Here is a 22,185-nt window from a genome sequence, read left to right as displayed (position 1 = left end):
GCGCGGCCGGAACCGGCGACGCCGAGGTCGGAAGGGGGGCCTCGGTCAAGGTTGGACCTCGCGCAGGCTGCGCAGGCGCTGAATTTCCGCCTCGGCGGCGGCGACGCCGGCCTTATCGCCCTTGGCTTCGGCTTCGCCGCGCTTCTGGTCGGCGATCATCTCGCGGATCGGGTTGAGATAGGAATCGTCAGCCGGGGCGAACCGGGAATACTCCAGCCCCGCCAGCACCTTGCGCTGACGCTCGGCTTCAGGACCCTCGCCCTGGCCATAGGTCAGGAAGAAGCTGCGAATCTTCTCCTTCAGGGCCGGGTCCAGATCCTGACGCACGACGATGCCGCTCTCGGGCACCGGCGGCGAGGTCCAGATTTCCTCGATCTGGTCGGCCAGCTGGGCGTTCTCGCGGCGCATGAAGACCAGGTTGACGCTGTTGGAGGTGGCCACGTCGATCACGCCGGTGGCCACGCCGAAGGCGTTGGCCTGGTGGTTGGCCGAACGCACGGTCTTGAAGCACTGGGCCGGGACGACGCCGCGCTCGTTGAACAGGAAGGTCATGGGCGCCAGGGTGCCCGAGGTCGACTGGGCGTCGCCGATGCCGAAGTTGTAGACCTTGCCGCAGGCCAGCACCTTGTCCAGCGTGATGCCCGAGCCCTTCTTGACGATCAGGGTCGACTGATAGGAGTCTAGCCCCTCACGGTTGACGGTGCGGGCGATGACCTCGGCGTTGGCGCGGTCGATGGCCTCGACCTCGGGCTTGGCCGAGAACCAGCCGACCTGGGTGTGGTTGCCGCGCATGGCCTCGACCAGCACGGTGTAGTTCGAGCCGAAATAGGGCTTCACCGGCACGCCGATCGCCTTGGACATGTCGTCCAGCAGCGGCTGCCACAGCGGGCCGGCCGAGGCCTGGCCTTCCGCCGACAGGATGGAGAAGGTGATTTCGCTGGGGGTGGCGCCGGGCTTGGCCTGTTCGCCCTGGCCGCAGCCGACGAGGCCCAGGGTGACGGCGATGGCGGCGACGCCCAGCAGGCGGCGGGTGATGGCGGTGCGGGTCATGCCTTGGCTTCCCAGAACGCGTCCTCGTATTCAGGACCGTAGATTTCGATCAGGCGCTTGGTGTCCAGGCCCGTCGACGGACCATCATAGACCACCTTGCCCTTCTGCAGGGCGATGACGCGGTTGCAGTAGCGGATGGCGTAGTCGACCTGGTGCAGGGTGACGATCACGCCCATGCCGTCGCGCTTGTTCAGCTCGACCAGCAGCTCCATCACCTTGCGGGCCGACACGGGGTCGAGCGAGGCGACCGGCTCATCGGCCAGGATGGCCTTGGCGCCCTGGACGATGGCGCGGGCGATGGCGCCGCGCTGCTGCTGGCCGCCCGACAGGGTGTTGGCGCGCTGGGCGGCGTAGTCGGACACGCCGACGCGGTGCAGAGCCGCCATGGCCTTGGCCTTGTCCGCGCCCGGCCAGACGCCGAACAGGCCGCGCCACGACGGCAGACGCCCCAGGGCGCCCAGCATGACGTTGGAGAACAGGCTCAGCCGCCCCACCAGGTTGAACTGCTGGAAGATCATGCCCAGGCGGCTGCGCGCGCGGCGCACGGCGCCCGTGACGCGGCCGTTCTGCTGAACGACATCGCCGAAGACGGTGATGGTTCCGCCGGGATCGATGGGGTGAAGACCCGTGATCGAGCGCAGCAGGGTGGACTTGCCCGAACCGGAGGGACCGATCAGGGCGACCATTTCACCGGCGCCGACCTCGACGGACACGCCGTCGAGCGCCTTTCTGGCCCCGTAGGTCTTCGAGACGTCGCGAACGGACGCGACGGCGGCTGTTGAAGAACTCATGAACCTATGGATGAGGTTGCGACAAAGGGGGCGCCGCATGACGCGAGATGGGCGCAAGGGCAAGTCTTAATGGCATGTCTGCGTCGATTTCGTCCAGTGCGGCGCCGATTCTGCGGAACGGCCCAGCGCAGTCCCCATGCAACCCCGCCATGAAATTTCCGCTTTACATGACAGCCCAATATCCCCATATCGCGCGTTCCGGCGGACCCCGTAGGTCCTAACTTGCGCCGCTAACGCCGGGTCTGGGTTAACAATCATCAGGGGGTTACGTGAGTTGCACACGTACCAGCTTCCCCTGGACCTGGTCCGTCAGCGGTCCCCGGAGCGTCCGGTCGCACTCGTGCGCCCCCGCTCCGTTGCCGTAGCGGCGCAGTGGTTCCAGGATAATCTGAAAGCCGACGTCTTCTATGCGGTGAAGGCGAACCCTTCGCGCTGGGTCATCGAGACCCTGGTCGAGAACGGCGTCAATGCCTTCGACGTCGCGTCCCTGGCCGAGATCGAACTGGTTCGGTCGGTCAGCCCGAACGCGCGTCTGGCCTTCATGCACCCGGTCAAGAGCCGCGGCGCGATCCGTGCGGCCTACGCCGAACACGGCGTGCGCACCTTCGTGCTCGACAGCCATGACGAACTGAACAAGATCCTCGAGGCCACCGGCCACGCCGAGGACCTGAACCTGATCGTGCGCATGGGCGTGTCGGCAGACGGCGCCGCCTATTCCCTGTCGGGCAAGTTCGGCGTCACCCCGGATCAGGCCCCCGCCCTGCTGCTGGCCGCGCGCCATGCGGTCAAGGACGGCCTGATGGGCGTGTCGTTCCACGTCGGTTCGCAGTGCATGCGCCCCTCGGCCTATGAGGCGGCGATGACTCAGGTCGGCCGCGCCATCAAGAAGGCGGGCGTCTTCGTCGACATCGTCGATGTCGGCGGCGGCTTCCCTTCGGTCTATCCGGGCATGGTCCCGCCGGACCTGAGCGAATACGCCGACGCCATCCATCGCGGCTTCAACGAGATGCCGGTGTCGGAAACGACCGAACTGTGGTGCGAGCCCGGCCGGGCGCTGGTGGCGGAATCGTCGTCGGTGCTGTGCCGCGTGGACCTGCGCAAGGGCGACGCCCTGTATCTGAACGATGGGTCGTACGGCTCGCTGTTCGACGCCACCCACTCGCGCTGGCCCTTCCCGACCAAGCTGGTCCGGGACGGCGTCTCCTCGTCGGAGCTGAAGCCCTTCCGCTTCTATGGCCCGACCTGCGACAGCATCGACCACATGCCCGGTCCGTTCTGGCTGCCCGCCGATGTCCAGGAAGGCGACTTCATCGAGATCGGCATGCTGGGCGCCTATGGCGTGGCCATGACCACGGGCTTCAACGGCTATGGCGAACACGAGATCGCCGTGGTCGAGGACGCCCCCATGGGTTCGATGTACGGCCTGGCGCCGCGCTCCATCCCGACCGTGCGCACCACGGCCGAGGAGAACGCCCGCAAGGTCGTCCGCCTGTCGCGCCCCAAGGGCAAGGCCGGCCAACGCAAGCGCAAGCGCTGATCCACCGCATCACGCCTTGAACTGAAAAATGTCTCAAGGCTTTGATACAAGCAGCGGCCCGTCGCTCCGTCCGGGCCGCTGTTCCTTATTGACGACGGGCGCTCAAACCAAAGGGAAACCCGAGAGATGAACGCACCGGTTCGTTCCAACGCCAAGGCGGAGCTGTTGGCCACCACTGTCGAGCACATCGACATCACCAGCTTCGACGCGCGCCCGATCATCGATTCCATGCGCAAGATGTCCTTCAGCTCGCGCGACACCGCCCGCGCGGCCGACATCTTCAACATGGCCCTGGAAGACGAGGCCTGCTCGCCGTGGCTGATCCTGGCCGGTTCGACCTCGGCCGGCGGCTGCATGGACGTCTACCGCGACATGGTGAAGTTCGGCATGGTCGACGCCGTGGTCGCCACCGGCGCCTCGATCGTCGACATGGATTTCTTCGAGGCCCTTGGCTACAAGCACTATCAGGCCGCCGGCGAGGTGGACGACAACATCCTGCGCTCGCACTACATCGACCGCATCTACGATACCTACATCGACGAAGAAGAACTGCAGGCCTGCGACCACGCGATCTATGAGATCGCCAGCCGCCTGGAGCCGCGCGGCTATTCCTCGCGCGAGTTCATCTGGGAGATGGGCAAGTGGCTGTCGGAAGGCAACGCCAAGAAGCCCGGCTCGCTGATCCAGACCGCCTATGAAGAAGGCGCGCCGATCTTCTGCCCGGCCTTCGTCGACTCCTCGGCCGGTTTCGGCCTGGTCAAGCACCAGAAGGAGCGCATGGCCGAGGGCAAGCCCTATATGATGATCGACGCGGTCGCGGACTTCCGTGAACTGACCGACATCAAGATCGCGGCGGGCGTCACCGGCCTGTTCATGGTCGGCGGCGGCGTGCCGAAGAACTTCGCTCAGGACACCGTCGTCTGCGCCGAGATTCTCGGCGTCGACGCCGACATGCACCGCTACGCCGTGCAGATCACGGTCGCCGACGTGCGCGACGGCGCCTGCTCGTCCTCGACGCTGCAGGAAGCCGCCTCGTGGGGCAAGGTCCAGACCACCTACGAACAGATGGTCTACGCCGAAGCCACGACCGTCGTGCCGCTGATCGGGTCGGACGCCTATCACCGCGGCGCCTGGAAGAAGCGCCAGCCGCGCCGCTGGAACAAGCTGTTCGTCAAGTAAGACGATCGGCACGTAAGACCAAGGGGCCGGCGGAGAGATCTGCCGGCCCTTTTCCTTTGGCGCGCGCGGCCTGCGCGATTGGGAACCTCCGGACGGCCGGTCCGCTTGTCTTGCACGAGCAAGGAGACCATCCATGACCGATCCCGCCGCCGAGAACGAAGACGCCCGTGAGGCCGCCGCCATGGGCGAGAAACCCGACCTGGGCCATGTCGAGGACGCCTTGAAGAAGGCCCTGCAAGGCACCGATTCCGGCTCGGACACCCGCGCCGGCTCGCTACGGGGCGGATCGGCGTCCGGCTCGGAGATCGACCCGGATCAGGACGCCATCAACGCCGACATCGCGCGTCAGGGGCGCGAGATGTCCGACCCGCCCGCCCGCCCGGCCGGGGGACCGGAGCAGGCGCGCAAGTCCACGGGCCAGCCCGGCGATGATGTGGACGCCCCTACCGGTTGAACCGCCTTGCTGCCGCCGCACGGATAGGCCACGGTGCAGATAGTCGCATAGGATTAAGGACGTAGGCTGAATGAAGCGTAGCGTGGCAACCGTCGTCTTGGCGCTCAGCGTCGGCCTGGCGGCGTGCGATGACCGCAGTCAGGCCGCGCCCGAAGGCGAATCGCCGTCGATCGCCGCCGCCGAGCCGGCCGAAACCGCCGCGCCTGCGGCAGCTCCGACGCCGTCGACGCCTGAGGCGCCGGGCGCCGCCATCGACGGCGCGCCGACCTTCGCCGCCCTCTATCCCGGCGCCCAGACCGACGGGGCGCCCCTCATGGCGTCGGGCCCCGAAGGTCCGGGCGGCATCATCACCTTCACCACCGACGCCACGCCCGATGCGGTGATCGACTTCTATCGTCAGCGCGCCGAGAAGGCGGGCCTGTCTCCGATCATGGCCATGAACCAGGGCGAGGCCCGCGCCTACGGCGCCTCCGCCCGCGCCGAGAAGGGCGCCAGCCTTCAGGTCGTGGCCGCGCCGGGCGAAGGCGGCCTGACCTCGGTGCAACTGAGCTGGAACAGCGGCGCGTGATCCGCCGCCCGGCGTTGGCGACGACTGCGGCGGCGGCGCTTCTGCTGTGCGCCTGCGCCGGCACTCCGGCGGCTCTGCGTCCCGAAGCGGCGCGGGTCGCCGCCGCGCCGCCGGGCTACCTCGACGCCGCAGAAGTGGAGGCGCTGACCGCCGCCGCGCCCCCGCCGCCCGCGCCCGGATCCACCGTCGATCAGTCCGACAAGGATCGTTCGACGCGCATGGCGACGCTGGAGAACACCGACCGCTGGCTGCTGGCCACGGCCCATGCCGAACTGCGCCCGCCCCTGGCGCTGCAGCATTTCAACTGCGTCCTGGGCGTGCGGCTGGAGCCCCAGCAGACGCCTGAGCTGACCCGTCTCATGCAGCGGCTGTTTCACGACGCCGATGCGGCGGCGGAAACGGTCAAGGCGCGCGCCTTCCGCGCCCGACCGGTGGGCGACGATCCGTCCCGTCAGGCCTGCCAGCGCCTGACCGAGGCCGGTCGGCGCAGCGCCTCCTATCCGTCCGGCAGCTCGACGGTCGCCGTCGTCTACGGCGAGGCCTTCGCCGTCCTGGCCCCCGACCGCGCGGCCGAGATTCGCCGCATGGCCCATGAGATCGGCCAGAGCCGGCTGGTGTGCGGCATGCACTATCCCAGCGACGTCGCCGCCGGGGAGGATCTGGGGCGCGTCGTCTACGCCCGCGCCGCTGACCAGCCGGAATTCGCAACCGACCTGGCCGCCGCCCGCGCCGAACTGACGGCTCTGCGGGCGCAAGGCGCCGGGGCTCCCGGCTGCGCGTCCGAGGCCTTGGCGCTGGCTGCGCCCCTGCCCTGATGGCGATGCTGCTGGCGGGAATGATCCTGGCCGGCGGCCTCCAGGCCTGGTCCCTGCCTGCCGCCCGTCCCTGCTCCGCCTCGGAACTGGGCGAGCTGACGGCCGAGACCACGGCGCCCTATCGCCTGACCTGTCGCGCGGTTCTGACGCCAGGACAGACGGTCGTGCGCCCCGTGTTGATCGAAGGCGCCGAGGCCTCGGGCGCGGGGCTGGACTGCGCGGGGGGCGCCGTCGGCCGCCCCGGCGCCGCCGTCACCACCCGCGCGCCGACCATCGCCGTCTGGTCGCGCCGCCTCGCCGCCGACCGTTGGAGCCGCCCGACCGACGTGCGGCTGTCGCGCTGCCTGATCCACGGTTCGGTGCGAATCTGGGGCATGGGGGCGGATGGGAGCTATGACGACCTGCGCGCCTCGTCCCGCACGGCCGAACATACGACCGCCGCCCAGGCCGCCGCGCCCAACCACATCATCCTCGAACAGGTGACCGTTCGCGGCACGGGCTCCATCCCCCTCTATGTCGGTCCCGGCGTCACGCGGATGAGCCTGACCCGCTCGACCCTGGAGGGGCGCAGCGTCGCCACCGCCCTCTATCTGGACGCTGAAAGCGCCGACAATCGGATTGAGGACAACCTCTTTCGCACGCGCACCGGGCGGGAGATGATCGCCGTCGACGGCTCGGCGCGGAACCGGATCACGGGCAACCGCTTCGAACTGGGAGGGCGTCCCGGCGTCCTTCTCTATCGCAACTGCGGCGAGCGCGGCGTCATCCGCCACCAGACGCCTTCCCACAATGTCATCACCGACAATGTCTTCACGGGCGCCGCCCGCCTGCGCCCGCGCCTGGTGGTCGAGAACGCCCGACAGGGCCGCCGTCCCTACTGCGGAGCCGACAGGGGCTACCCCTGGGGCAGCAGCGCCGATGATCGGGACGGCGCGTCAGAGAACGTCGTTAGTCTGAATTTCGGAAAATGAGCGTAATGTTTGCCGATATTTCCGAATATGCTTCGAATAGTGGTAATTTTTTCCGATCTGTGCCATTATTGACGCAATTCTGACTTGTCTGAGGCAAGCCTCGCCGTAATGTCTCCGTCGCAGGCCACACGGTCCTGCATGTGCCGCGAGCCGTCGGTTCAGCCCTCGTCGTAAGGGGGCGGGCGACGGCTTGTTTTGTTCAGGAGAGGGTCTCTTTTGAAAAAGAGAATTATTCGCGAGTCCTTGCTCGCCTCGACCATCATCGGGGGCGCCGCCCTCAGCTTCATGGCCGCCACGCCGGCTTTCGCCCAATCGGTCGAAGAAGAAGTTTCCGAAGTCAGCTCTATCGTCGTCACCGGCTCGCGCATCCGCCAGCCGGGCTATGAGGCGTCCAGCCCCATCACGTCGATGAGCTCTGAAACTATCGCCATGTCGCAGCCGGTGGCTGTTGAAGAACTGGTCAAGGACCTGCCGGCCGCCGTGCCGGCCGTCGGTTCGGCCACCAACAACGGCTCGGGCGGCGGCGCGACCATCAACCTGCGCGGCCTGGGCACCAACCGCACCTTGGTGCTGATCAACGGCCGCCGCGTGGTGCCGTTCAACCTGGAAGGCGTGGTCGACACCAACACCATCCCGCTGGCCCTGGTCGAGCGCGTCGACACCGTCACCGGCGGCGCCTCCGCCGTGTACGGCGCTGACGCCGTCGCCGGCGTGGTCAACTTCATCCTGAAGAACAATTTCGAAGGCGTTGAGCTCAACACCTCCTACGGCTTCTCGGGTGAAGACGACGCTGTCCGTCGCAAATTCGACCTGACCGTCGGCGGCAACTTCGCCGAAGATCGCGGCAACGCCGTCGTCAGCTTCGGCTACACCAAGACCGATCCGCTGTACCAGGACCGTCGCCCGTGGGGCACCGTCGCGCGCTCCTCGACGACCGGCGACCCGCTGGGTTCCGGCACCTCGGTTCCCGGCCGTTTCGGCCTGGCCCGCTTGATCGTCAAGAATGCAGACGACACGATTAATGAAGCCCTGAGCGGCATCGCTCTGCCCGACGGCGCCGAACTGGACCCCACCACGGGCGCCCTGATCGGTAAAAACGACGCCGGCTACAACAAAGCAGGCTACAACTACAACCCGTACAACTTGTACCAGACGCCGCTGAGCCGCTACCAGATCAATGGTCTCGGCAGCTTCAGGATCAACTCAGCGGCTGAAGTCTACACCCACCTGACCTACGTTCAGAGCGACGTGTCGCTGGACAACGCTTCGAGCGGCACCTTTGGCAACAGCTATAAGGTGCCGATCGGCAACCCGTTCATCCCCGACGCGATGCGCCAGCAATTCTGCGACGCCCTGAAGCTGGGCGCTGCTGAATGCGTTTCAGGCGCAGCCGGCACCACGGTCATGGATCTGACCATCAACCGTCGCTTCACCGAAATGGGCACCCGCCCGGTGGACATCGAAAACAAGACGGTCCAACTGCTGGCCGGAGTCCGCGGCGACATCAACGCCGACTGGAACTACGACGCCTACATCTCGCACGGTGAAACCCAGCAACTGCTGACGCGCATCAACTGGGGGTCGCTGTCGAAGCTTCAGAACGCGCTGAATACTACGTCCACGACTCAGTGCCTCCCGGTCGGCGCAGATCCGAAGACAGGCGCTGTCGCCGGCTGCGTGCCGATCAACGTCTTCGGTCCCGAAGGCACGATCACCCAGGAAATGATCGACTACATTAACCTGTCGTCGATGAGCAAAACCACGATCAAGCAAGACGTGGCCTCGGGCTCTATCTCGGGCGTCCTGCCGGACCACCTGAGCAGCCCGTGGAGCGAACGCCCGATCGCTGTCGCCTTCGGCGCCGAATGGCGTCGTTCGAGCGCTGGAACCCGTGGCGATGAAGCTTCGCAGTCGCACGGCGAAATCCTGGGCACCGGCGCACCGGTTCCGGATCGTGACGGCCAGTTTGAAATGCGCGAAGGCTTCGCCGAACTGGCGATCCCGCTGATCGAGAACCTGCCGTTCATCCACAGCATGAACCTGGAAGCTGGCTACCGCCAGACCGAGTTCAAGGCCGCTGGCCGCAAGTCGCAATACGGCAGCTACAAGCTTGGCGGTGACTGGTCGCCGACCGAGGACATCCGCGTTCGTGCAATGTATCAGCGCGCCACGCGTGCGCCGAACATCGGCGAGTTGTTCAACCCGCAGGTCACCGGCCTGGGCAACCGCGCCATTGATCCGTGCCAAAAAGACCGGATCAACAGCGCTGAAGCCAATACTGCCGGCACTCTCAGCAATCTCTGCCGCCTCACCGGCGTTCCGGACGCCCTGATCGGCGCCGTTGATGAGCCCAACTCGGGTCAGGTCAATCAACAGACCGGCGGCAACCCGGACCTGGGTCCGGAAGAAGCCGACACCTGGACCGTCGGCGCCGTCTGGCAGCCGGCCTTCGTGCCGAGCCTGCGCCTGAGCCTCGACTACTATGACATCAAGATCGACAAGACGATCAACAGCCCCAGCCTGGATGATGTCATCAACGGCTGCTACAGCACCACGATGAACCCGAACCTCGAGTTCAATGACAGCTGTAAGGCCATCCAGCGCAGCGCTGTAAACGGCTCGCTGAACGGCAACGGGGCCAAGGGCGTGATCCGTCCGACCACCAACGCCGGTAACGAGCGCGTCTCCGGCTTCGACCTGGCCGCCAACTACCGCGTTGAACTGGCCGACTTCGGCTGGGACATCGGTCGCGTCGACCTGAGCGTCAACGGCAACATCGTCACCAAGCACGAGACCCAGGCCACGCCGATCTCCACTCTGCGCGATTGCGTCGGCTACTACTCGGTGTCGTGCGGCGAACCCAAGGTCAAGCAACGCTGGAACAGCCGCGCGACCTGGACGATGGGCGACTACTCGGCCTCTCTGATGTGGCGTCACCTGTCGGGCGTCGAAGTCGAGCCGAGCAACACCAAGTGGTTCCCGGACTACGCCCAGATCGACAGCTACGACTACTTCGATCTGAGCGGCCGCTGGGACATCACCCAGACGGTCCGTCTGACGGCGACGATCAACAACCTGTTCGACAAGGCGCCGCCGATGGTCGGTTCGCAGATCGGCACCACGTCGGCGAACAACGGGAACACCTTCCCGCAGACCTACGACGCGATCGGCCGCTACTTCACCTTCGGCGCCACGCTTAAGTTCTGATAGCGTTCAACGCGTGAAATGAGAGAGGCGGAAGACCCCGGTCTTCCGCCTCTTTTCTTTTTGGATCCAGTTTTTCGTTAGAGCCGGGTCAGGCTGGGCGGCCTGTCGCCAGGGCGCCGTACAGATCCGTCCGACGATCGCGGAAGAAGCCCCAGGCCGCGCGGTGACGGTCCAGGAAGTCCAGGTCGAAGGTGTGGACCAGCACGCCCTCTTCCCGGTCCAGGCTCTCGACCAGGTCGCCGCGATGATCGGCGATGAAGGAGTGGCCGTAGTAGGTCTGGCCCGCCTCTGTCACCTGCTCGTGGCCGATGCGATTGGCGCCGACGACCGGCACGACGTTCGACACGGCATGGCCCTGCATGGCGCGCCGCCACGGGGCGGCGGTGTCCAGCGTATCGTCATGTGGCTCGGTGCCGATGGCGGTCGGGTACAGCAGCACCTCGGCCCCCTGCAGCATCATCGCCCGCGCCGTTTCGGGGTACCACTGGTCCCAGCAGATGCCGACGCCGATACGGCCGAAGCGCGTGTCCCAGACCTTGAAGCCGGTGTCGCCGGGGCGGAAGTAGTACTTCTCCTGATAGCCGGGGCCGTCGGGGATGTGGCTCTTGCGATAGACGCCCATCAGCTCGCCGTCGGCGTCGATCATCACCAGGCTGTTGAAGTAGTGCGGCCCCTCGCGCTCGAAGATCGAGACGGGCAGGACCACGCCCAGTTCCTTCGCCACCGGTTGAAGCTGGGTGACGGCCGGATGCTCGCGCCACGGATAGGCGGCGCCGAACCACTTCTCTTCCTGCGAGACGCAGAAATACGGCCCCTGGAACAGCTCCGGCGCCAGGATGACCTGGGCGCCCTTGGCCGCCGCCTCGCGGATAAAGCCGATGGTCTTGTCGATGTTCGCCTGCATGTCCTCGCCGTAGGCGGTCTGGATGGCGGCGACGGTGATCTGACGGGTCATCAGGCGGGCTCCTGCTGGCTGATGCAGTGGAACGAGCCGCCGCCCGACAGGATGGCGGTCGACGGCAGGGGGATGATCTTGCGATCGGTGAAGACGGTCGCCAGGGCCTCGCAGGCCAGGCGGGCGGCCATGTCGTTGCCGTAGGTGGGCACAATGACGGCGCCGTCCGCGATCAGGAAGTTCATGTGGCTGGCCGGGATGGGACGCTCGTCCTCGTCCAGCACCAGTCCCGGCGAAGGGATGCGCAGCACCTGGATCGGGCGGCCGGCGGCGTCGGTCATGGCGGACAGAGCCTGGGCCGTCTCGTCATAGACCTCGGCGTTGGGATCCTTGGGGCCGAAGGCGATCGGACAGGCCACCACGCCCGGCGCGACGAAACGGGCCAGGTTGTCGACGTGGCCGTCGGTGTGGTCGTTCAGCAGGCCGTCGCCCAGCCACAGCACCTTCCTGGCGCCCAGGGCCTCGGCGAAGGCGGCTTCGGCTGTTTCTTCGGTCCAGCCGGTGTTGCGGTTGCGGTTCAGCACGCACTGGCGCGTGGTCAACACCGTGCCCTCGCCGTCATGATCGACGGCGCCGCCTTCCAGGATGAAATCGTGACGGGTCAGGGCGACGCCCGTCTGTTCGCCGATCTGGTCGGCCACCTCGTCGTCATGCGGCAGGTCGTACTTGCCGCCCCAGCCGTTGAAGACGAAGGCCTGAGCCGAAGCCGAGCCGGCGCCGAAGATCGGCCCGGTGTCGCGCAGCCAGATGTCGCCGAAGCGTCCGGCCACAACCGTCACCCCCGCAACGTCGGCGAAGCGCGCCTGGGCGTCGGCCAGGGCCTCGTCATTGCCGACCATCAGCTTGACCTGCTCCCGGCCGGGGCCAGCGAGGGCGCGCACCAGGGCCTCGACCTCGGCCTGCGCCGGTTCGAGGTTGTCCTCCCACAGATCGGCGTGACTGGGCCAACCGACCCACATCGCGCGATGCGGCGTCCATTCGGCAGGAATAGGCAGGGTCATGGGGCGAAAACGTCCACATAAAGGGATGAAGCACGAAGGGGGCGAGATAGGCCCTGACGCCCCTGGGTTCAATGGCGGCAAGGCGGAGTTCGCCCTAAGCCAAAAGAAGAAAGGGCGGCCCGTCGCCGGACCGCCCTTCCCTTTCTTTATGCTGGTGATCCCAGCTACGTCTTAGAAGGCGTAGGTCAGGGTCGCCTGCATGGTGCGCGGCGCTCCGCGGTAGGCGTAGGTGCTGCGCGACGCGTTGTAGGCGCCCGAGATCGAGCCGAAGTAGTTCTCGTCGAACAGGTTGACGATGCGCAGGGCCAGGCTGGAGTTCTTGTAGCCGAAGTAGCCCAGGTCGAACTTGGCGTCGGCGTTCACGACCGTATAGGCCTCGGTGTACAGGTCGTTCTCGTCGGTCACCCAACGCTCGCCCGTGTACTTGACCTGAGCCCCGACTTGCAGCGGACCGGTTTCGTACTGAATGCGACCACCGAAGGTCCAATCCGGGGTTTCCGTCAGCGACTTGCCGCCCGTCTTGATGACCGTCGTGCCATCCAGATAGTCGTTGGCGATTTCAGAGTCCGTGTACGAAGCCGTGGCGTACAGCGACAGACCTTCAATCGGCGACCAGCCGATTTGCGAATCGAAGCCGTACAGGTCGACGTCACCCACGTTCGAGTCGAACGACACGCCCAGATCCTGATCGTAACGCGAAACGATGCGGTTATCGAACTTGGTGTACCACACGTTGGCCGAGGCCATCAGGACGCCCGTCTGGTAGCGATAGCCGAAGTCGTAGGTCGTGGTCTTTTCCGGTTCGGTGATCGGCGAAGTGATGTCGCCGTTCGCGTCGAAGAAGACGGTGTACAGGTTGTCGGTGCGCGGCAGGGTCAGCGACTGGGCGAACGAGCCGTAGACCCACTGGTTGCCGCTGAAGTTCCAGCTGACGTTGATGTTCGGCAGGATGTCGTCGAACTTCACTTCACGCGAATAGGGCGCGATGTAGCTCTGCGTGCGAGTGCCGAGCTTGTAGGTGCCGTCGGCTTGCTTGACGGCATTCTCGGTCGAGCAGACCACCGAGCTGCTCTTGGACTGCGAATAGCAGTTCTGGTTCATCTCGCGCTTGAAGAACGGCGCACGGACGCCGAGGTTGACGCGCAGGGTGTCGTCCAAGAAGCGTCCAGCGTATTCGACGGCGAACTGGTTCAGGATGGCGTAGGACAGGCGGTCACGCGTCCGCAGCTCATAGCCGTCCTGGTTGACGATGCGGTGATCCTTGTCGTGCAGACCCGCGAAGGGGTCGAAGAAGTGCGGGTTGGTCGGATCCGAGAAGTCGACCCGGCCGTAGAGACCGGTCTGACGGTGACGTGCGTCGTCCAGGGTATAGGCAGCGCGCAGGGTCTGCGTGTCCGACATCCGCCAGATCAGCGACGAGCTGATGCCGTAGCGCTGGGTGTGGGTGTTGTTGGTGGCGTGGACGCGCACGCTGTCCAGCGTATCGCCATCGCCGTTCAGGTCGACGCCGCCCGTGCCCGACGAACCGAGCAGCGCACGATCGGTTTCCGACAGGACAAACTGACCCGAACCGCCGGTCGCCAGGGTGTACTGGAACGACGGATCGAAGGTGAAGATCAGGCCTTCACGCAGGGTGAAGCGCGATTGCGCGCGGATGTTGCCGGTGTCCGACGGGTTCTGGCGCAGCGCCCAGTAACGGTTGGAGTTGCCGTCGATGTCGGCCTCGCCGTCACGATAGGTCGGCGCCGTGTAATCGGTGTCGAAATCGCTGTCCCAGGTCACGCCGTCGGCCAGGCTGGCCGAACCGTCAGCGTTGCGCTTCAGCTGCAGGTCCGCATAGTTGTTGTTGCGGTTGCGGTTCCAGTGACCGGCCAGAGAGACAAAGTCGCCGTTGTCGCGGATCGGCTGGTAGACCTTGAAGTTGTACTGGGTCTTGTTCAGGTCGCCGAGACCCTTGAACTTGTCGTACGACTGGTCCGAATAGGCCAGCCAGGCGCGCGTGCCCCACGGGCCGATTTCACCGGTGTTCACCAGGGCGAAAACGCGACGGAAGTCGTCATCGCCCAGCGATCCCTTGATCTGACCGCCGAATTCCGTCGTCGGGGCGATCGAGCTGAGGTTGATGGTGCCGCCCGAGGCCGAGGCCGTCGGGGAGTCGACATCAGTCGTGCCGGTGTTGACCGAAGCCGTGCCGATCAGTTCCGAGTCCAACTGCTGGTTGGTGTACAGTGAGTAGTTGCCCGAGTCGTTCATCGGCATGCCGTCGAAGGTCTGCGAAATGCGCGGGCCGTCGAAGCCGTGCAGACGGATATTGCCGCCCGACGAGCCATAGGCGTCGTTGTTGGTGAAGCTCATGCCCGGAACCAGGTTCAGAACTTCATTGATGGTCTGACCGGCGGCTTGGGTCTCGATGAACTCCTGAGTGATGCTCGAGCGCGACTTGCCGATGGTTTCAGCCACCATGGCGCCGTCGATGGTGCGCGGACCGCGACGGCCCGTGACCACGACCTGCTCGACTTCAACGGCGGCCGTGCCGGTCGATTGAGCCGAAGCGGTCTCTGCCATGAAGAAGCTGCTCATCAGGGCGGTGCTTGCCCAGAACAGCTGTTTGCGGATGGTCATCTGTCTGTATCCCCAGAGATGGAGGCGGAACGCCATGCAAGCCGGCCCATATGCGGCCGCTCGATGTCGGGGGCTTAAGCGCGCTCTGGGAAGCTCGGGCGACAACTGGATGACAGAATGATGACAACGCCAAAGGGTGGCTTGAGAGCCACACCCGGAAACAGCCGTTCGGCGACCTAGGCCAGCCGAGTCTCCAAGGCGTCGGCCACGCGCTCGGCGGTGGCGATCATGGCGCGCGGCTCATGATAGTTGCCGTTGATCTGGGTGCGATTGATCACATAGGCGCGGAACGCCGCGAACAGTTTGAGATCGGCCGGCTGCGGCGCCCGCCAGAAACCGTCCAGCGACTGTTGATCCGCCAGCCCTTCGAAATCGAAGAAGGCCTGTCCCAGCACCTTGACCGGCGTGCCGAAGCCCAGAGCCGACAGGGCGGCGCTAGAATTGTTGACCACCATCCCCTGCGAAGCGCGGCAGAGCTGAGCCAGATTGCCGCCGTCGATGAAGTCGACGCGGTCCTGCAGACCGCGCGCCTCGGCCATCCGACGCGTCTCGCGCGCCAGGTTGATGATGCCCGGATCAAGCGGATGATTCTTGACCACGAGGCGGCTGCCTGCCGGCGCGCTGGCGGCGAAGCTGTCCATCACCTGCGCCAGGAAAGACAGGTTGTCGTGAATGTCGGAATAGCGCAGCAGTTGGGCGTCGCCGTCGCGCTGCAGGCAGGCGATGAAGAAGGGCCCCTTGGCCTTCAGACGCCCGGCGTCGCTGGCGCCTCGGGGGCGCAGGCCCAACTCAAGATAGCGGCGCACGTGACCCAGGCACTGACGCCAGGGCGAGGCCGAATAGTGATGGCGGTACTGGGGAAACAGCAGCCGCCCCAGCGGCTGAACCGCATGATAGAGACTGATGTTGATGACATGATGCGGCAGGATTCTGCCGACAGGTCGAGACACCGGCAATTCCGGGGGCGGCGGCGGATAGCCTGCAGCCGAGCGCGGCAGGGCGCTGGAACCGTTGACGCCGTTGCGCTCCAGGGTGATCCAGTCCGGCCGGAAATACCCATTTTCGAGCACCCAGACCCGCGCTTTCAAGCGATCCGCCTGGCTGAGCACGCCCTGATTGTAGGGGCCGCCTTCTCCGAACACGATAATGTCGGTGAAATCGGCGGCGAGGGCGGACAGCCGCCCAGGCCAAAGCTCCGCCTTCTCGCGGAACGCCAGGCCGCCGGAACGCCTCCAGTTCGACACGTCGCCCGCATTGAACAACATGCGTCGCACCTCGCCGCCGCGCGACTCGATGGCGCGCGCCAGCACGCGTCCGAAACGACCGAAAGGCGCGGACACGATAAGAAAGCGACGGCCCGTCAGATCCACTGAGATCTGAAGACTTAAATCGGACTGGTCGGGGTCAAAGGGCGCGAGCAAACGCTGATATCTCTCGAAGGCAGGCCCTATTAATAGCCAGGCCGACGTCTTGGCAAGGCGAAACGGGAACCACCTTGGGCCTAAGCTATTGAATCAAGGCCGCCGAACCCGACGGAGCTCGGCGGCCTTGACCCTTCATCAACACAGCCTTCGGGGGCCGATCGAGACCGGCCCCCTCAGGGCTTAGAAGTTGATGTCGACGGTGGCGCGACGGTTCAGCGGCTCGCGCACGCCGTCGGCGGTCGGCTTGGCCAGCTGGGTCTCGCCCTTGCCGTCCAGCGAGATCACGCCGCCGTTGACGCCTTGAGCGACCAGGGCGTCAGCCACGGTGCGCGCACGGCGGTTCGACAGGCCCATGTTGTAGGCCGCGTTGCCCGAGGTGTCGGTGTGGCCGACGACCAGCACGCGCGTCGGAGCGCCCGACTTGGCGTAGTTGGCGGCTTGCGTCACCACCGAGCGGGCTTCCGCCGTCAGGTCCGAACGGTCGAAGTCGAAGTAGACCACGAACTGACGCGCAGCCGGCTTGGCCGGAGGCGGCGGAGGCGGCGGCGGGGGCGGCGGGGGAGGCGGCGGGGGCGGCGGGGGCGGCGGGGGCGGCGGCGGCGGGGCCACCGGCTCGGCGCCGAACGCATAGCGCAGGCCCAGCGTCACGGTGTGCGACTGGTCGTAGTCGCCCGACAGGGTCCCGAAGGCCGGAGCGGCCGACTGGTTGGTGTCGAACTCCATGTCGCCCGTCAGGTAACGGTACGTCAGGTCGATGTTGGCGCGGTCCGACACGGCCCAGGCCAGACCGGCGATCGCCTGAGCGGCGAACTTGGTCGAGCTGTCGTCGGCGGTGAAGGCGACGGTCGGATCCTGGCGCAGACGGCCGGCGGTGTCGGTGTTGACGCGGTTCACGCCCACGCCCAGGCCGACGAACGGACGGATGGTCCAGTCCGGCGAACCGAAGTCGTACAGGACGTTGGCCATCAGCGTCGTCGACGTGATGTCGCCTTCCGGCGAGTGGCACGGGCCGGTGGCCGGGGTCGAGTTGCACAGGCCGTTCGGGCCCGAGACGGCGCGCACGCGACCGATGTCGCCCGAGCGGTAGCCGCCTTCGAGTTCAACGCGCCAGTTCGGGTTGAAACGGTAGCCCAGGCGAGCGAACGCCGCCCAGCCGTCATTGACTTCCCAGTTCCAGTGGTGGCCGGTCGCCGACGCTTCGGTGTTGATGTCGTCGATGATGTGGTAGCCGGCGTCGATCGCGCCGTACCAGCCATCGGGCTCCGCCGATGCAGCGCCGGCTGCGAACAGCCCCGCGGCAGCGACACTGGCCAGAAGTTTCAGCTTCATGGTGTCCTCACACTCTTGGTTGATCCGAAAGCCCATGCGTTACCGCGAAGGCGCTCGAAAGCCGAACGGTATTGCAGTGCAGCGGTTCCCCATTTTGGCGCTGAATGTGTCCACTGTGGCGCCGTTTCAACACATAATGCCTTTCTCGTCGCCCAAGACTCGGAGACTTAGTCATTTTGAAACATCAAAATTCGGGCGAGTTTACAATATGAGACGATCAAGACGTCGTTTCGAATCACTCAAGTCGCCAGCAAGGCCCGGACATAGTCATCGCGCCAGCGCGCGACGTCTGTGTCCCGCACGACCTGCATCAGCGCCTTCCACTTCCGGATGCGTTCCGACAAGGGCATGGTGAGAGCCTTCTGGATCGCCTCTGACAACTCTTCGCGGCTGAAGGGATTGACCAGGAGCGCCTCCCCCATCTGTTCGGCCGCGCCCGCGAAGCGCGACAGGATGAGGACGCCCGGATCGTCCGGGTCCTGAGCCGCCACATATTCCTTGGCCACCAGATTCATGCCGTCGCGCAGGGGCGTCACCAGGCCGACCCGCGCCGCCCGATAGAGGCCCGCCAGCTGGTCGCGGCGAAAGGTGCGGTTCAGATAGCGGACCGGCTGCCAGTCCATTTCGGCGTAGGCGCCGTTGACCCGTCCCGCCAGAGCCTCCAGCCGCACCCGCATGTCCTGATACGTATCCACCTCATCGCGCGAAATGGGCGTGACCTGCAGCAGGAAAACCTGACCGCGCTGGTCGGGGTTGTCCTCCAGGAACTGCTCATAGCCCAGCAGGCGCTGCTCCAGCCCCTTGGAGTAGTCCAGCCGATCAACCCCCACGATCACCGAGCGAAAAACAGCCGAGGCCGCCATCCGGTCATAGGTCCGTTGTCCCAGCGGAGAATCGCGCGCCGCCAGAAAGCCGTCCACATCGATGCCGATGGGAAAGACCCCAGCCCGGACGCTGCGGCCGAAGGCTTCGAGGCGGCCGTCGTCCAGCACCCGGCCGCGCGCCTCGACCTCGACATAGCGCTGGAACAGCCCCAGCCATTCGCGCGTCTGGAAACCCAGCAGGTCGAAGTCGAACATGGATTCCACCAGCCGACGGTGATGCGGCAGCGTCACCAGCAACTGACGCGCGGGCCAGGGCGTGTGCAGGAAGAAGCCGATGCGGTTCTTCACCCCCAGACGGCGCAGATCCCGCGCCATCGGGATCATGTGGTAGTCGTGAATCCAGATGACGTCGTCAGGCTCGAGCAGCGGCTCGAGCACTTCGGCGAATCGACGGTTGGTCCGCTCATAGCCCTCGCCGTAGGACCGTTCATAAGCCGTCAGGTCGACCCGGTGATGAAACAGGGGCCACAACGTCTTGTTGGCGTAGCCGTTGTAGTATTCGTCGACGTCCTGAGGCTCCAGGTCGACGGTGGCGACCGTCACGCCGGCCCGGTCCTCGACATTCAGTTCGCCGGTGAAATGTTCGACCGTCTCGCCGGACCAGCCGAACCACAGCCCCTCATACTTCCGCAGCGCCGCCGACAGGGCCATGGCCAGGCCTCCGGCGGAACCCGCCGCGGGGTCCTTGGGCGCCGAGACGCGGTTCGAGACGACAATCAGGCGGCTCATCGCGCGTCCGTCCACGAGCGACTGAGCAGGACCGCGCAGTTGATGATTCCGACCAGGGAATAGGTCTGCGGGTAGTTGCCCCACAACTCGCCGTCCTGAATCGAGATGTCCTCGCTGAGCAGGCCCGCATGGGTGCGGCGGCTGAGCATCTCCTCGAAGATGACGCGCGCCTCCTCGACCCGGCCGTTCAGAGCCAGGGCCTCGATGTACCAGAAGGTGCAGAAGTTGAAGGCGGTCTCCGGCTCGCCGAAGTCGTCCGCGTGGGCGTAGCGGAACAGGTAGGGACCGCGCTTCAAATCGCGCTCGACCGCCTCGAAAGTCTTCACCTGACGCGGATCGTGGGCGTCGAGGAAGCCCAGGTCCGTCATCTGCAGAAGGGCGGCGTCCAGCTCCGTCCCGCCGAAGCTGGCGGCGAAACGGCCTTCGTCGGGCAAGTAGGCTTCGGCTTCGATGCGCTCGCGGATGATGCGCGCCCGCTCGCGCCACAGCTCGCAGCGGTCGTCCAGACCCAGATGATGCGCCGCCCGGGCCAGGCGATCGCAGGCCGCCCAGCACATGACCGAGGAATAGGTATGCACCCGGGCGATGGTGCGGAACTCCCACAATCCGGCGTCGACCTGATCGTGCATGGCGAAGGCGCGCTCGCCGACCTTCTCCAGGGCGCGGAAGTCCTCGATCGTGCCGGGACGCAGCAGGCGATGATCGAAGAAGGCCTGGACCAGGGGCAGGACGATCTGGCCGTAGACGTCGTGCTGAAGATGCTCGTGCGCCTGATTGCCGACGCGCACCGGCTTCATGCCGCGGTAGCCTTCGACGCTGTCGACGATACGCTCGACGATGGCGGGCTCAAGCCCTACCCCATAGACCGGCTGCACATGCCCTCCCGCGGAGGCGTCGACCAGATTGCGCAGATAGCCGAGGTAGCTCTCCAGGATGTCCACCGCGCCCAGCCGGTTGAGCGCCCGCACCGTATAGTAGGCGTCGCGGATCCAGCAGTAGCGATAGTCCCAGTTGCGCCCGCTTTCGGGGAATTCCGGCACGGAGGTGGTCATCGCGGCGACGATGGCGCCGGTCTCTTCATAGACGCACAGCTTCAGGGCGATGGCGGCGCGGATCACCGCTTCCTGCCAGTCCAGAGGCAGGTAGAGGGTCCGGGTCCAGTGCTTCCAGTGCGCGATGGTCAGGTCCAGGGCGGCGTTGACGCCCGCCAGGACCGATTGGTCATAACCTTCATCCGGCCCCAGGAAGAAGGCCATCTCCTCCTCCAGACGGAAGGTCCGCTCGTTCAGCACATGGCTGACCGGGCAGTTGGTGGTCAGCCGCAGGGTCACATCGCTGCACAGATAGCGGATGTGGTTGGAGCCCGAGGTATGCTGGGCGCGGCTCGCGCCCCAGTCGGCCGAAGGGCGCAGGCGTATGGTGACGCGCGGCGTTCCGACCAGCGGACGCACCACGCGCGCGAAGGCCACCGGGCGGTAGATGCGCGAATGCTTCAGGTGGCGCGGGCAGAAGTCGATGATCTCCATCGCGGCGCCGTCGGCAGCCGTCAGCACCGTCCGCAGGACGGCGGTGTTGCGGACGTATTCCTGCTCGACGGAGACCTGGCCTTCCAGTTCGATCGCCCAGAAGCCGTGCTCGGGGGCGGCGCCGTCCATCAGGGCCGAGAAGACAGGATCGCCGTCGATGCGCGGGGCGCAGGCCCAGACAAACCGCCCCTGACGGTCGATCAGGGCGCTGACCGAACAGTTGCCGATGGGCGCTAGATCCAGGTTGGGCGTCATGCGCGCGCCTCCTTCTCCTCTGCGGCGGAGGAGGCCAGGGCGCCGAGCCAGTCGAGCACCGCCTCCACATTCTCCAGCCTGTAGCGGGCGGCGGTGGGCCGCTCGGGCCCCACCAGGACGCCGAAACCGCCCAGCGCCTCGGCCGCCCGAAAGCCCGCCTCGTCGGTCAGGTCGTCCCCCACCATGACAGGCGTGGCGCCGTTGAAGGGCGACTCGGTCATGAAGGCCGCGACCGCGACGCCCTTGTCCGCGCCGGGGGTCTTGAGCTCCAGTACCATGGAGCCCGGCTGAAGCGTCAGGCCGGTCTGATCCGCCAGGGCTGTCGCGAGGGTCAGGGCCGCAGCCGCCTCGTTCGGAGCCTGACGGAAATGCAGCCCGGCCGACAGCCCCTTGTCCTCGACAATCACTCCGGGGCGACTCTGGGCGAAATCCTCAAAGGCGGCCACGGCGGTCCGCACCGAAGGCGCCGGAGCCCGCGCGCTCAGGGCGCCGTCGGCACGGCGCCGCTCTAACCCATGCACCCCGGACGCCGCGCTCGCCGCGCCGTCGACGATGCGGTCGATCTCCGCCAGGGTGCGGCCGCTGACGACGGCGACCCGCCCGCCCAGGGCCTGTGTCAATTGCGTGAGGGTCCGAGTGCGACGCGGCTCCGGCCCCACGGCGTCGGGCGTCGGCGCCAGGGGCGCCAGCACCCCGTCAAGATCGAGAAAAAGCGCAGCCTCGGCCAGTCGGGCAGGCGGCGCGGGCAGTCGAGGGCAGGCGAGCCCCTGTGGTGATGACATACGTCTCAAGATTCTTTTTCTATCCCCAGGACGTATTGCAACGCATGAGGGTCGCTTTGGTTGTCATTTATTCATCGACCATTCACCCGCGACGGTGCCATTGTAT

17 protein-coding genes are annotated in these 22,185 nt (G+C 66.2%); 7 read left to right on the top strand and 10 right to left on the bottom strand.

Annotation, left to right across the window (positions count from 1 at the left end; all coding sequences use genetic code 11):
- Nucleotides 1-45: 45 nt before the first annotated feature.
- Nucleotides 46-1,050 carry a phosphate/phosphite/phosphonate ABC transporter substrate-binding protein gene (gene phnD, locus ACWIDZ_RS08865; protein WP_453987868.1) on the bottom strand — a complete coding sequence of 335 codons (1,005 nt, stop codon included), beginning with the start codon at nucleotides 1,048-1,050 and terminating at the stop codon, nucleotides 46-48.
- Nucleotides 1,047-1,841, bottom strand: a complete 795-nt coding sequence (phnC, locus tag ACWIDZ_RS08860; protein WP_291783344.1) for a phosphonate ABC transporter ATP-binding protein — start codon at nucleotides 1,839-1,841, stop codon at nucleotides 1,047-1,049. The genes phnD and phnC overlap by 4 nt, the downstream gene beginning before the upstream one ends.
- Nucleotides 1,842-2,115: 274 nt before the next feature.
- Between phnC and ACWIDZ_RS08855 the strand changes: the two genes are divergently transcribed.
- The 7 genes from ACWIDZ_RS08855 to ACWIDZ_RS08825 all read left to right on the top strand — a co-directional run bounded on the left by ACWIDZ_RS08855 (nucleotide 2,116) and on the right by ACWIDZ_RS08825 (nucleotide 10,572).
- Nucleotides 2,116-3,378, top strand: coding sequence for a type III PLP-dependent enzyme (locus ACWIDZ_RS08855; RefSeq protein ID WP_453987869.1), 1,263 nt, complete (start codon nucleotides 2,116-2,118; stop codon nucleotides 3,376-3,378).
- Between the two features lie 126 nt (nucleotides 3,379-3,504).
- Complete coding sequence (locus ACWIDZ_RS08850) at nucleotides 3,505-4,557, top strand: 1,9-bis(guanidino)-5-aza-nonane synthase (protein ID WP_291783350.1); 1,053 nt, start codon at nucleotides 3,505-3,507, stop codon at nucleotides 4,555-4,557.
- Between the two features lie 133 nt (nucleotides 4,558-4,690).
- On the top strand, nucleotides 4,691-5,011 hold the full coding sequence (locus ACWIDZ_RS08845) for a ribonuclease (RefSeq protein ID WP_291783352.1): 321 nt from the start codon (nucleotides 4,691-4,693) through the stop codon (nucleotides 5,009-5,011).
- 70 nt (nucleotides 5,012-5,081) lie between these two features.
- Complete coding sequence (locus ACWIDZ_RS08840; protein ID WP_338576960.1) at nucleotides 5,082-5,579, top strand: hypothetical protein; 498 nt, start codon at nucleotides 5,082-5,084, stop codon at nucleotides 5,577-5,579.
- The gene (locus tag ACWIDZ_RS08835) at nucleotides 5,576-6,394 is read left to right on the top strand and encodes a phosphatase PAP2 family protein (protein WP_453987870.1); all 819 of its coding nucleotides are present in this window, start codon (nucleotides 5,576-5,578) and stop codon (nucleotides 6,392-6,394) included. Before ACWIDZ_RS08840 ends, ACWIDZ_RS08835 begins: the two co-directional genes overlap by 4 nt.
- A complete protein-coding gene (locus ACWIDZ_RS08830; protein ID WP_453987871.1) occupies nucleotides 6,394-7,365 on the top strand; it encodes a right-handed parallel beta-helix repeat-containing protein in 972 nt (323 codons plus the stop codon). Before ACWIDZ_RS08835 ends, ACWIDZ_RS08830 begins: the two co-directional genes overlap by 1 nt.
- Nucleotides 7,366-7,581: 216 nt before the next feature.
- The gene (locus ACWIDZ_RS08825; RefSeq protein WP_453987872.1) at nucleotides 7,582-10,572 is read left to right on the top strand and encodes a TonB-dependent receptor domain-containing protein; all 2,991 of its coding nucleotides are present in this window, start codon (nucleotides 7,582-7,584) and stop codon (nucleotides 10,570-10,572) included.
- Between the two features lie 88 nt (nucleotides 10,573-10,660).
- On the opposite strand, the gene aguB is transcribed toward ACWIDZ_RS08825, so the two are convergent.
- The 8 genes from aguB to otsB all read right to left on the bottom strand — a co-directional run bounded on the left by aguB (nucleotide 10,661) and on the right by otsB (nucleotide 22,079).
- The gene (aguB, locus tag ACWIDZ_RS08820; RefSeq protein WP_453987873.1) at nucleotides 10,661-11,527 is read right to left on the bottom strand and encodes an N-carbamoylputrescine amidase; all 867 of its coding nucleotides are present in this window, start codon (nucleotides 11,525-11,527) and stop codon (nucleotides 10,661-10,663) included.
- Nucleotides 11,527-12,528: an agmatine deiminase family protein gene (locus tag ACWIDZ_RS08815; RefSeq protein ID WP_453987874.1), complete on the bottom strand. Its 1,002-nt coding sequence runs from the start codon at nucleotides 12,526-12,528 to the stop codon at nucleotides 11,527-11,529. The genes aguB and ACWIDZ_RS08815 overlap by 1 nt, the downstream gene beginning before the upstream one ends.
- A gap of 171 nt (nucleotides 12,529-12,699) precedes the next feature.
- Nucleotides 12,700-15,150 carry a TonB-dependent receptor gene (locus ACWIDZ_RS08810; RefSeq protein WP_453987875.1) on the bottom strand — a complete coding sequence of 817 codons (2,451 nt, stop codon included), beginning with the start codon at nucleotides 15,148-15,150 and terminating at the stop codon, nucleotides 12,700-12,702.
- 176 nt (nucleotides 15,151-15,326) lie between these two features.
- On the bottom strand, nucleotides 15,327-16,490 hold the full coding sequence (locus tag ACWIDZ_RS08805; protein ID WP_453987876.1) for a capsular polysaccharide export protein, LipB/KpsS family: 1,164 nt from the start codon (nucleotides 16,488-16,490) through the stop codon (nucleotides 15,327-15,329).
- A gap of 264 nt (nucleotides 16,491-16,754) precedes the next feature.
- Nucleotides 16,755-17,903 (bottom strand): outer membrane beta-barrel protein, encoded by a 1,149-nt coding sequence (locus ACWIDZ_RS08800; RefSeq protein ID WP_453987877.1) that lies wholly within the window; start codon nucleotides 17,901-17,903, stop codon nucleotides 16,755-16,757.
- Nucleotides 17,904-18,142: 239 nt separating this feature from the next.
- Entirely contained in the window at nucleotides 18,143-19,516 is a 1,374-nt protein-coding gene (locus ACWIDZ_RS08795; protein WP_312220776.1) for an alpha,alpha-trehalose-phosphate synthase (UDP-forming), read from the bottom strand.
- Nucleotides 19,513-21,297, bottom strand: a complete 1,785-nt coding sequence (locus tag ACWIDZ_RS08790; protein WP_291782983.1) for a glycoside hydrolase family 15 protein — start codon at nucleotides 21,295-21,297, stop codon at nucleotides 19,513-19,515. The genes ACWIDZ_RS08795 and ACWIDZ_RS08790 overlap by 4 nt, the downstream gene beginning before the upstream one ends.
- On the bottom strand, nucleotides 21,294-22,079 hold the full coding sequence (gene otsB, locus ACWIDZ_RS08785) for a trehalose-phosphatase (RefSeq protein ID WP_453987878.1): 786 nt from the start codon (nucleotides 22,077-22,079) through the stop codon (nucleotides 21,294-21,296). Before otsB ends, ACWIDZ_RS08790 begins: the two co-directional genes overlap by 4 nt.
- Nucleotides 22,080-22,185: the final 106 nt, after the last annotated feature.

The sequence above is a fragment of the Brevundimonas sp. NPDC055311 genome (genome assembly GCF_053645695.1).
The sequence above is the reverse complement of the archived record's forward strand: the minus strand, read 5'-3'. Positions and strand labels throughout refer to the sequence as shown.

What these genes read in the sequence shown, in the direction of transcription:
- phnD (WP_453987868.1), bottom strand. Translation starts at nt 1,050, where the DNA reads ATGACCCGCACCGCCATCACCCGCCGCCTGCTGGGCGTCGCCGCCATC.
- phnC (WP_291783344.1), bottom strand. Translation starts at nt 1,841, where the DNA reads ATGAGTTCTTCAACAGCCGCCGTCGCGTCCGTTCGCGACGTCTCGAAG.
- ACWIDZ_RS08850 (WP_291783350.1), top strand. Translation starts at nt 3,505, where the DNA reads ATGAACGCACCGGTTCGTTCCAACGCCAAGGCGGAGCTGTTGGCCACC.
- ACWIDZ_RS08845 (WP_291783352.1), top strand. Translation starts at nt 4,691, where the DNA reads ATGACCGATCCCGCCGCCGAGAACGAAGACGCCCGTGAGGCCGCCGCC.
- ACWIDZ_RS08840 (WP_338576960.1), top strand. Translation starts at nt 5,082, where the DNA reads ATGAAGCGTAGCGTGGCAACCGTCGTCTTGGCGCTCAGCGTCGGCCTG.
- ACWIDZ_RS08830 (WP_453987871.1), top strand. Translation starts at nt 6,394, where the DNA reads ATGGCGATGCTGCTGGCGGGAATGATCCTGGCCGGCGGCCTCCAGGCC.
- aguB (WP_453987873.1), bottom strand. Translation starts at nt 11,527, where the DNA reads ATGACCCGTCAGATCACCGTCGCCGCCATCCAGACCGCCTACGGCGAG.
- ACWIDZ_RS08815 (WP_453987874.1), bottom strand. Translation starts at nt 12,528, where the DNA reads ATGACCCTGCCTATTCCTGCCGAATGGACGCCGCATCGCGCGATGTGG.
- ACWIDZ_RS08810 (WP_453987875.1), bottom strand. Translation starts at nt 15,150, where the DNA reads ATGACCATCCGCAAACAGCTGTTCTGGGCAAGCACCGCCCTGATGAGC.
- ACWIDZ_RS08800 (WP_453987877.1), bottom strand. Translation starts at nt 17,903, where the DNA reads ATGAAGCTGAAACTTCTGGCCAGTGTCGCTGCCGCGGGGCTGTTCGCA.
- ACWIDZ_RS08795 (WP_312220776.1), bottom strand. Translation starts at nt 19,516, where the DNA reads ATGAGCCGCCTGATTGTCGTCTCGAACCGCGTCTCGGCGCCCAAGGAC.
- ACWIDZ_RS08790 (WP_291782983.1), bottom strand. Translation starts at nt 21,297, where the DNA reads ATGACGCCCAACCTGGATCTAGCGCCCATCGGCAACTGTTCGGTCAGC.
- otsB (WP_453987878.1), bottom strand. Translation starts at nt 22,079, where the DNA reads ATGTCATCACCACAGGGGCTCGCCTGCCCTCGACTGCCCGCGCCGCCT.